Consider the following 9448-nt stretch of genomic DNA (forward strand, 5'->3'; position numbering starts at 1 on the left):
TGGTTAGAGCGCACGGCTCATAGGGTAATAAAGCAGTGCTCTGACTTATTCCTGGGATACCGTGAGATCGCGGGTTCGAATCCCGCCCCCGGCATCCTATATCCCAGGAATTCCCATCTTAACTACTTTTTTTAAAACACTTTTCTCAAATCACAACAATTTTATAGTTTGCAATTTAAAATATTAATGTTAAGCTTATTGAGGATTTGAAATGTTATATAATACACTTGGAAAAACCGGATTAGAGGTTTCACGACTTGGTTTTGGAACAATGAGACTTCCAACAGTCAATTCTAATGATGAAATCGACACAGCTGAAGCATCCAAAATGCTTGAATACGGAATTGAAAACGGAATCAATCTCATAGATACCGCATATCCATACCACAGCAAGACCTTGGAAGGCAGCGGAAACAGCGAACGATTTGTCGGCGAATTTTTAGCCGAGAACAGCTACAGGGATGAAGTATATATCTCAACAAAGTCCCCGTCATGGGCAATTGAAAGCAAGAATGATTTCCAGATGTATCTCGATGAGCAGCTCGAAAAACTCCAAACCGATTATATAGACATTTACCTGCTTCATTCACTGAACGTTCCGGACTGGGAAAAGGTTAAAAATTTTGATGTCCTGGATTTTCTTGACGACTGTCTAAGCAGCGGCACCGTCAAGCATGTCGGATTTTCATCACACATCGAAATAGATTACCTGATTGAAATCATCGACGAATATCCGAAATGGGAAGTCGTCATGACCCAGATGAACTATTTTGACGAATACTACCAGTCAGGAATCATGGGACTGGAATATCTCAAAGAGGTAAACATCGGAAGCATGATTATGGAACCTCTTAGGGGAGGAAGACTCGTCAACAACATTCCCCCATCAGTTCAGGAAATTTGGGATATGGCAGAAGTCAAAAGAACACCAGTCGAATGGGCCCTGCAATACTTATGGAACCGTGATGACGTGAACTGCGTTTTAAGCGGAATGACCAGTTTGGACCAGGTTAAGGAAAATATTGAAATTGCATCAAAAATGGACAAGATCAGCGATTATGACAGCGAAATCATAAGAGAAGTTGCAAGGCAATACCGCAGCTTTGTAGGCAACCGCTGCACCAGATGCGGCTACTGCATGCCATGCCCTGAAGGGGTGGACATCATAAACTGTCTGACAGAATTCAACATCGCAAACATGCTGAATGACCCTAAGGCAAGTGCAATGCAATATTTCACATTGATTGATGACGATTCAAGAGCCGACAGCTGCATTGACTGCAAGGAATGCATACCGTTTTGCAGCCAAATGTTAAATATTCCTGAAGAGCTTCAAAGAGTTTATGAATACTTCGGAACCGAATTTGACCATTTCTAAATTCATTGAGCTTCGCACAACACATGATGAAAAATTGATTTGTTGGATTGTGAACCATTTTTAACGGAACAAATCTAAACAAAAAATCAAATTTTTATTTATTTTTTATTAATATTTAAACAGAATAGTATAGATTTTTAAAATCAATATGAAAATATCTACTAAAAAAAATAATTCTTATACATTAATATATGAAAAATTACATAATATCTATTAATTACTATTTTTCAAAACCTTTATATACCATAAGGTGGAAATATATTTCCAAGGTAGGAAGATATATTCCGACTACTTTTTATATTCAATATTATCATAAATATTGGAGCTTGATTCTATGAGCGATATTAATGAAGAAAAAATGGAAAGAATAATAGAACAGATGGTAGAGGACAACATCAAGTTCATCCGTCTACAATTTGTCGACATTAACGGAACCGTAAAAAATATTGTTATTCCATTCAATAAAGAAGACATGGAAGACCTGTTTAACGAAGGAATGTTATTCGACGGATCATCCATTGCAGGATTTGTTGGAATTAATGAAAGTGACCTTGTTTTAAAACCGGACATCAATACATATTCAAGATTATCATGGAGACCTGAAGAGTCTGCAGTATGTAGATTCATCTGTGACGTATGGACTCCTGAACATGAACCGTTTGTTGGTGACCCAAGAAGCGTGCTTAAAAAATCCCTTGCAAAAATCGGAAAAATGGGACTCCAGTACAATATCGGTCCTGAACCAGAATTCTTTATTGTGGACATCGACGAAAACGGATACCCTATGCCATACGATGAAGCAGGCTACTTTGATGTTGAACCTTTAGACAAAGGACCTGACTTCAGAAGAGAACTGACTCTAAATCTGGAAGAACTGGACTTTGAAGTTGAAGCATCCCACCACGAAGTGGCTCCAGGTCAAAATGAAATTGCATTTAAATTCAAAGACGCTTTAAAAACTGCAGATGCAGTTATCACATTCAAACAAGCTATTAAAGCTATTGTAGATAACATGGCTACTTTCGATCAGCTCGACTACAGAGTAACATTCATGCCTAAACCTTTCTTTGGAGTGAACGGAAGTGGTATGCACTGTCACCAATCAGTATTCAAAGGAGATAAAAACCTGTTCTCAAACCCTGATTCAGAAACAGGACTTTCAAAAGATGCACTTCACTTTATGGGAGGATTGCTGAAACACGCTCCGGCAATAACCGCAATTACAAACCCGATTGTAAACTCCTACAAACGTTTAGTGCCAGGTTACGAAGCTCCAGTATACAGAGCATACGGTCTTAAAAACAGATCAGCATTAATCAGAGTTCCTGCAGCTCGTGGAAAAGCTACACGTATCGAATACAGATCACCTGACCCTGCATGTAACCCTTATCTTGCATTTGCAGTAATGCTTGAGGCAGGTATCGACGGTATTCAAAATAAGATTGACCCTGGTGAACCGATTGAAGAAAACATCTACACCATGAGCGAAGAGGAAAGAAATGCAAGAGGAATCAAAGTCTTGCCATCCAGTTTATGGGAAGCTTACCATTCCCTTGAAGAGGACCCACTCATACTAAATGCTTTAGGCGACCACATCAGTGAAAAATTCCTCGAGCTCAAATATCAGGAATGGGACGAATACCGTGTTCAAGTATTTGGATACGAACAAAGAAAATATTTAGATATTTAAATCTAAATATTTATTTTTTTTATTTTGAATTTAATGATAAGGCCTATGATTAAATTTAAAGTAAGGGAGCTATTTTTATGTCAGAATCCGAACACAGAATGATAGAGATATTAAGGATATTGAATACACAGGACAAGCCGACAGGTTCCAAACTTATAGCTGATGAGCTGAAAAATAAAGGATATAACCTTGGTGAGCGTGCAGTCAGATATCACATGCAGATATTGGATGAAAAGGGATATACCGAAAGGATGGGATATTCCGGAAGGAGGATTACAGACCTTGGCCGTGAAAAATTGGAAAAGGGACTGATCTATGACCAGGTTGATTTCATCCATTCAAAATTTGAGGAAATGATTTATTTGACTGATTTCAACTATATGACACAAAGTGGAAATGTAGTTGTAAATACATCAACCATTTATAATGAAGAATCAATCAATATACTTAAAGAAATTTTTGAAAGTGGTCTTTCTGTTAGTCCTTACGTTAATATAAATAGGGTTAGAAACAAGGATGAAATTGAAGTGACAACAATATGCGGTACAACAATCGACGGGATACTTTTAAGTGAGGGAATACCTTCACAGCTGCAATATGGAGGACTCCTTAAAATTGAAAATTATCATCCTACAACATTTACAGAATTAATTTCATACAAAAAGACATCAATCACCCCTCTTGACGCATTTACAAACGCCAATCTGACATCAATACTAGATGTGGTAAAAAATGGATCTGGAATAATACCTGCAAACTTCAGACTGATTCCTGGAATCGGAAGAGCCAGAGCAATAGAAATAATCAATAAATTAGATAAGATTGGAATCGGCGGAGTAATAGACATTTCAAATGAAGGGGAAGACATTTTAGGAATGCACGTGCCTGAAGGAATGGTTGGAATAGCCATTGTCGGAGGAATTACCCCATTTTGTGCAATTAAAGAAATGGGAGAGCAAATTGACATAAAAATAGCTGAAGAAATCAGGGACTTCCAAACACTGTCTCCGATTACATCAGACATAACTCCTACATTGAAACCTTCAGGAACCATAAAACAGCCTAAAATACCATTCGTGCTTTCAAAATCATGGAATCTTATTCAACAGGTTAATTTTGATGTAGAAAAAAGAAAAGGAGACATAATATCAAACGTTTCATACATAGATAAGGATAATTTGGATAAGGCGTTAACCATAATGGAAGACACATACAATTCAAATCCGAAATACATCAACCCATACTACAAGATTATAGGCCATCCAAATGACGAAAACAAACTGGGAATAGCTACAATCTGCAGTTTAAGCATTGATGGACTTCTAATAAACAATGGAATAATGTGCAATCCTGTATACAGCGGACTTTTGGAGCTTACAGAACCCCCATTATTCATTGATTTGATATCATATAACGGAACAACCGTGGATCCGCATAAAATATTCATATCAAAAAACATGACTTCAATATCAGCAAATTTCGGAACTAAAAAGATATTGGCCAGTTTTAAGGAAATCCCATATGTTACCCGTGATTATGCGGTTCATCTTCTCGACATTCTGAAAAATACAGGATTTTCAATTTACAAAATTGGAAAACCAAGGGAAGTAACATATAATGCAAAAGCAGATAACTACAACTTCGGCGTTGTAGCTGGCGGAGGACTTAACACCATAGGTGCAATAAAAGAAAAAGGAGTGCCTATTGAGGTCAAGTCTGAAGAAAAACTAATTCCTTTTGAAGAAATGGATAGGTTATAGTTACAATACAGTAACTACCACTTCTTCACCATTTTTAGGATAATGAGTAAACTCGATTATATCCTCTTCAACTTCATATACGTCAATTTCAACTGTGGCGCCCAAATCACTTTCATCAAGTAAAATTAACATTTTAAATCCTGGTTTGTCAAAATACTTTGAAAAATCCATATTTAAAACCTCGCCTTCAGCAAAAATCCTGTTATATGAAATTTCAATCCTATCATGAATCTTTACATGCTCTTTTAAATAATTTACAGCTTCTTTTGTAGTCAATTCTAAATCTTTCATGATATCAACCCACTGTAAAAAATAGTTATACATCAACCTATATAAATGTTTGTATACATACGAACAAAATTAATTTTCGTTAAGATTGACATTGAAAAAAATAAATATTAAAAAAAGATAGAAATTATAAAATTTCTATGATAAGTTCCTTATCATCTGTAATATGGCGCAATTCAATTAAATCATCGGCAATTTCTTTAAAATCAACTTCAACACACTGATTTAAAATTTCACCGTTTAACTGGAGACCTACTCTAAAACCTTCACCGGTTATTTCATCTTCTTCTGTGAAACCTAAAACTTCTCCAGGAGCAAAAATACGATTATATGAAATTTCTAAAATGTCGCCAACTTCCACTTGAGTCTTAATATATTCAAGTGCATCATCAAAACTCATTTCAACTTCTTCTACCACAATACCGCCTTCTAAAAAAAGAAAAAAGAGAGAGGAATTATAAATTCCTGTATTCTCTGATTGAAGTATATTCGTCGTCTAATTCGCCGTATTCTGCTAATTTTTCTTTGTTAGCTTCAGCGCCTAAGTAAAGGTTACCTTTACCGTTGAGACCGATATCTCCAGTATAGTGGATATATTTACCTTCAAAAGTAGTTCCGTCAACTTCAGGATCTACTACGATACCATTGAGGACGAATCCTTCGAGTAATCTACCGAGGAATCCGTGGATGACAATGTTACCGTTTTTCATTTGACCACCAGGCCAACGGTTTACGTCACCGTCAATTTCAATGAGACCTTTGGTCATGTGAATACCAGCTAAGATATCACAGTTACCTTTAACGTGGATTCTTCCACCGGTTAAACATTCACCACATTGTTTTCCAGCGTTACCGCCAACAACAATTTGTCCTCCGGTCATACCTCTCCATTCACCAATGTATGAAGCACCAGTAAATTCTTTGGTATTTCCTTCAATTTCAAGGTATCCACCAGACATTTCTCTACCAGCGTGAGCAGCTGCGTCACCTTTAACGAGAATAGATCCACCGGACATTTCAGCACCTACGTGTAAATCTACACTGCTGTTACATACGATGTTTCCAGCGCTCATTTTACAACCGATGTATTTTACCCTGTTTAAGTCTCCGTTGAGAATCATTTCAACTTCAGCAGGACTGTTAGCTTCTCCTTCTACAGTAATTTCGAAGAAGTCAGTGATTGGGAACCTTGAGTTTCCAATAGGAACTTGGTATTTAGCGAAATCTGCTTCAGTCCAGGTATAAATTTCATCAGGAATTAATTCATCAAATTCTAAAGCGATTGATGAAGTTTTGATTTGATCAAATGTAATTGTTTTCAAATTAAACACCCCTATTTACCATCAACGTCTACTCTAATTGGGTTAGATACATAGTGGTCGTGTACTGGGTAGTTTTCCCATTTAACTGAGTAGTATTGAGTAAAGAATGGCATGATGTTGTTGATAACTTTTTGTTCGTTTTGTTCCCATCCTTTTACGTTAACCCAAATGTTTTGACTTTCTTTAACTTTAACGATTTCTTTATCTTTAACTAAGATTTGACCATCTTTAATAGTGTATTCAGCAACATTGAAACCTTCTTCAATTGCAGCAGCTTCTCTGGATGGATCAATATCATTAGGATTTATGTCATATACAGCAATGTCTGCTCTGTATCCAGGAGTAAGTGCACCTCTGTCGGTGAATCCGTAGATTTTAGCAGGAGCAGCTCTGGAAATAGTTGCAATATCGTAGAAACCATTTGTGTACTTCTCTGTTTTCGATCATTTCCATTCTTCTTTGGTTACTCATCAACCAGGAGATGATTCTAGGATATCTGGTGTATGGACCTGCGTTAGGGTGGTCAGTAGTTAAACATACTTGCCATGGGTTTTTAATTCCTAAGAACAATTCTAAACCAATAGCCCATTGTAATGTGTTAACTGGGTTTTTACCAGAGTAAATACATGGAATAATACCTGCTGCGGTTTCACATTCAATATCCTTGTTGGTCCATTTAAGACCGGATAATTTGAACAAGTCATATTCCATAGGAGCGTCTGCAGTCATTGTAGTAGTTTCATCTAAAGTTACTTGACCTACGTCACATGTAATGTGGTCATGTTTGTTGATGTAGTCTGCGAGTTCAGGTGCAGCAGATCCAGCATCTTTCCAACTGTTACCAGTGTAGGAGTGGAATTGTAAGTGAGTAACGTGCATAACTTGGTCTCTGATTTCAGCTGCTTTGGAACCTTTTTTAACACCTTTAACTGCATCCATAGTTTCAAGGGTTGTGGTGTAGTTACCAGGGTGTCCTAAATCGTTAGGGTGAATGTGAATAGAGTGAGGTAAGTTTAACATTTCGTTAGCTTCTGCTAAAGCAATGATAACTTCTTTGGAAGTTACGTCAAAGTATGGTGCTTTATCGTTTACACCGTGTACGTTCATACCCCATCCCCATGCTTCACTTCCACATGGGTTTACGATTTTGATTCCGTAACCTTTTGAGATTTTTAACCAAGCAGCGACAAATGCTGCAATGTCTTCAACATTATTATCTTTTGCGTATTCCATTACAAACCAGTTGTTACCGAATAATGGTAAAGCAGGAATGTCTAATTGTGGAATAGTTGCAATTTCTTCGTGAGTGTGTTTTGCTTCAAGAGGAGGCATAGCTGCTTCTACAACAGTACCGTAACCTAATCTTGAGTATCTGTACTTCAGGTCTGTATAATCTTCCTACTACTAATTTAGGACCTGCAACGTGTGCGTGAGGGTCAACACCAGCTGGCATGACTATTTTATCGGTAACGTCTAAGACTTTAGCATCAGCGGATACATTATCTACAATAAGACCGTCTTTGAACATGACGTCCATCTTTTCCCCGTTGACTTCGTTAGCAGGGTCGTAGACAATACCATTTTTAAGAATATATTCCATTATATCACCTTTATAGTGCGTTTGGATTTGGCACATATTTTGGAGCTACGTTTGGCTCTTCTCTGAGCAATCCATTCGTCATCACGACAGGTTTCTGGTTTGTCGATAGCTTTCTTCATGTAGATAGGAACTCCATCCATACGATAACTGGTACCTGCACATTCTACAGCAATGAATGAACCAGGTAATACTACGTCAGCGAGTTCGGTAGATGGACCCCAGTGAATATCGATTTGAATAACAGGAATGTTAGCTAAGTGTTGGTTTGCTCCATTAGGGAAGTGAGCACCAGGGTCAGCTGCAATAACCATGAAACAGTCTGGTTCTTTTCTTACTAATAAATCGATAGTGTTGGTTTCACCCATCATATATCTTGGGTAACCTCTACAGTAGTCAACACCAAATGCAAATCCACATTCGAATGCCATGAAAATGTTGAATCCGTTTACGTTAAAGTGACCTCTCATTGGAGTAAGACCCCATTTGGAGAATCTGTTTAAGTCTTGTACCATTTTAATTGCAATATCAATGTTTCTTTGTTTTGATAAAGTGTGGGTTAAACCTAAACCGAAGAAGAGAACACCGAATTCAGCGTTTTTCATTTCTTCTGCTAATTCGTAAATGTCTTCTTTAGGAATTCCGGAAATTACATCTTGGTATAATTCTTTTCCTCTGAGAACAGCTCTAATAGCATTGTAGAAACCGTAGTCTCCGTTTTGTTCGAATCCAATCCATTTGTCGGAACATTTTGCAGTATCGGAGAATTTTGGATCCATTGTTACAACAGTTCTGTCGAATCTTCCTCTTTGTCTGAAGTATCCACGACAGAATACAGCATATCTTGCCATGTGTCTTGGGTGAGAGTTCATAGCGTTACTTCCAGAGTAAACAATCATGTCAGCTCTGTTTTGTACTTCACCTAAGGTTTGAATAGGGTAACCAGCGTTTTGTACAGCTTGTAAGGAAGGACCGTGACAGATAGTAGCTTGGTTGTCTAAAACTGCACCAATATATTCACCTAATGCTACTCCTTCTTTCATACATTCAGTAGAAGTTTCAGACCATCCGTAGAATACTGGTCTAATGGAGTTAGCGATGTATTCAGCAGCTTTGTCTAAAGCGGTATCCCAATCTACTTCTTTGAGTTCTCCGTTTTCATCCCTAATCATTGGAACAATTAATCTTTGATCCATATCTTCCATAATTTTACTTGCACCTAATCTGCATGCGTGTCTTACAGCAACAACGTGACCGTTTTTAACTAAGTAGTCTAAATCGTCACAGTTACAACCACAGAATGCACAGGTACAGTTTTCAACAATGTAATCATAATCAGTTACAGGTGGTTCATAAGTCATGGTCAATCAACTCCTCCCATTTACGTCCGTGATAAACAGGTAATTCACCTAA

7 protein-coding genes and 1 pseudogene are annotated in these 9448 nt (G+C 37.4%); 3 read left to right on the forward strand and 5 right to left on the reverse strand.

Annotation, left to right across the window (positions count from 1 at the left end; all coding sequences use genetic code 11):
• The first annotated feature begins 211 nt into the window (after window positions 1-211).
• The 3 genes from QZU83_RS09515 (at window position 212) to QZU83_RS09525 (ending at window position 4828) form a co-directional block, all read left to right on the forward strand.
• Window positions 212-1378 (forward strand): aldo/keto reductase, encoded by a 1167-nt coding sequence (locus QZU83_RS09515; protein ID WP_295611766.1) that lies wholly within the window; start codon window positions 212-214, stop codon window positions 1376-1378.
• A gap of 334 nt (window positions 1379-1712) precedes the next feature.
• The gene (gene glnA / locus QZU83_RS09520) at window positions 1713-3068 is read left to right on the forward strand and encodes a type I glutamate--ammonia ligase (protein WP_295611767.1); all 1356 of its coding nucleotides are present in this window, start codon (window positions 1713-1715) and stop codon (window positions 3066-3068) included.
• Between the two features lie 77 nt (window positions 3069-3145).
• Window positions 3146-4828, forward strand: a complete 1683-nt coding sequence (locus tag QZU83_RS09525; RefSeq protein WP_295611768.1) for a DUF128 domain-containing protein — start codon at window positions 3146-3148, stop codon at window positions 4826-4828.
• On the opposite strand, the gene QZU83_RS09530 is transcribed toward QZU83_RS09525, so the two are convergent.
• The 5 genes and pseudogenes from QZU83_RS09530 to QZU83_RS09550 form a co-directional block, all read right to left on the reverse strand.
• Window positions 4829-5119, reverse strand: a complete 291-nt coding sequence (locus QZU83_RS09530; RefSeq protein ID WP_295611769.1) for a DUF2097 domain-containing protein — start codon at window positions 5117-5119, stop codon at window positions 4829-4831.
• Window positions 5120-5243: 124 nt separating this feature from the next.
• The gene (locus QZU83_RS09535; RefSeq protein ID WP_295611770.1) at window positions 5244-5534 is read right to left on the reverse strand and encodes a DUF2097 domain-containing protein; all 291 of its coding nucleotides are present in this window, start codon (window positions 5532-5534) and stop codon (window positions 5244-5246) included.
• A 37-nt stretch (window positions 5535-5571) separates the two neighbouring features.
• Window positions 5572-6447 (reverse strand): formylmethanofuran dehydrogenase subunit C, encoded by an 876-nt coding sequence (locus QZU83_RS09540; protein WP_295611771.1) that lies wholly within the window; start codon window positions 6445-6447, stop codon window positions 5572-5574.
• 2 nt (window positions 6448-6449) lie between these two features.
• Window positions 6450-8041 (reverse strand): annotated as a pseudogene (locus tag QZU83_RS09545) (formylmethanofuran dehydrogenase subunit A).
• Window positions 8038-9396, reverse strand: a complete 1359-nt coding sequence (locus QZU83_RS09550; protein ID WP_394350264.1) for a formylmethanofuran dehydrogenase subunit B — start codon at window positions 9394-9396, stop codon at window positions 8038-8040. The pseudogene QZU83_RS09545 and the gene QZU83_RS09550 overlap by 4 nt, the downstream one beginning before the upstream one ends.
• Window positions 9397-9448 lie beyond the last annotated feature (52 nt).

This window comes from uncultured Methanobrevibacter sp. (genome assembly GCF_902771435.1).
In the GTDB taxonomy this organism is placed as follows: domain Archaea; phylum Methanobacteriota; class Methanobacteria; order Methanobacteriales; family Methanobacteriaceae; genus Methanocatella.

Bases quoted from the DNA above. Each gene is read 5' to 3' on its own strand.
- QZU83_RS09515 (WP_295611766.1), top strand. From the start codon at position 212: ATGTTATATAATACACTTGGAAAAACCGGATTAGAGGTTTCACGACTT.
- glnA (WP_295611767.1), top strand. From the start codon at position 1,713: ATGAGCGATATTAATGAAGAAAAAATGGAAAGAATAATAGAACAGATG.
- QZU83_RS09525 (WP_295611768.1), top strand. From the start codon at position 3,146: ATGTCAGAATCCGAACACAGAATGATAGAGATATTAAGGATATTGAAT.
- QZU83_RS09530 (WP_295611769.1), bottom strand. From the start codon at position 5,119: ATGAAAGATTTAGAATTGACTACAAAAGAAGCTGTAAATTATTTAAAA.
- QZU83_RS09550 (WP_394350264.1), bottom strand. From the start codon at position 9,396: ATGACTTATGAACCACCTGTAACTGATTATGATTACATTGTTGAAAAC.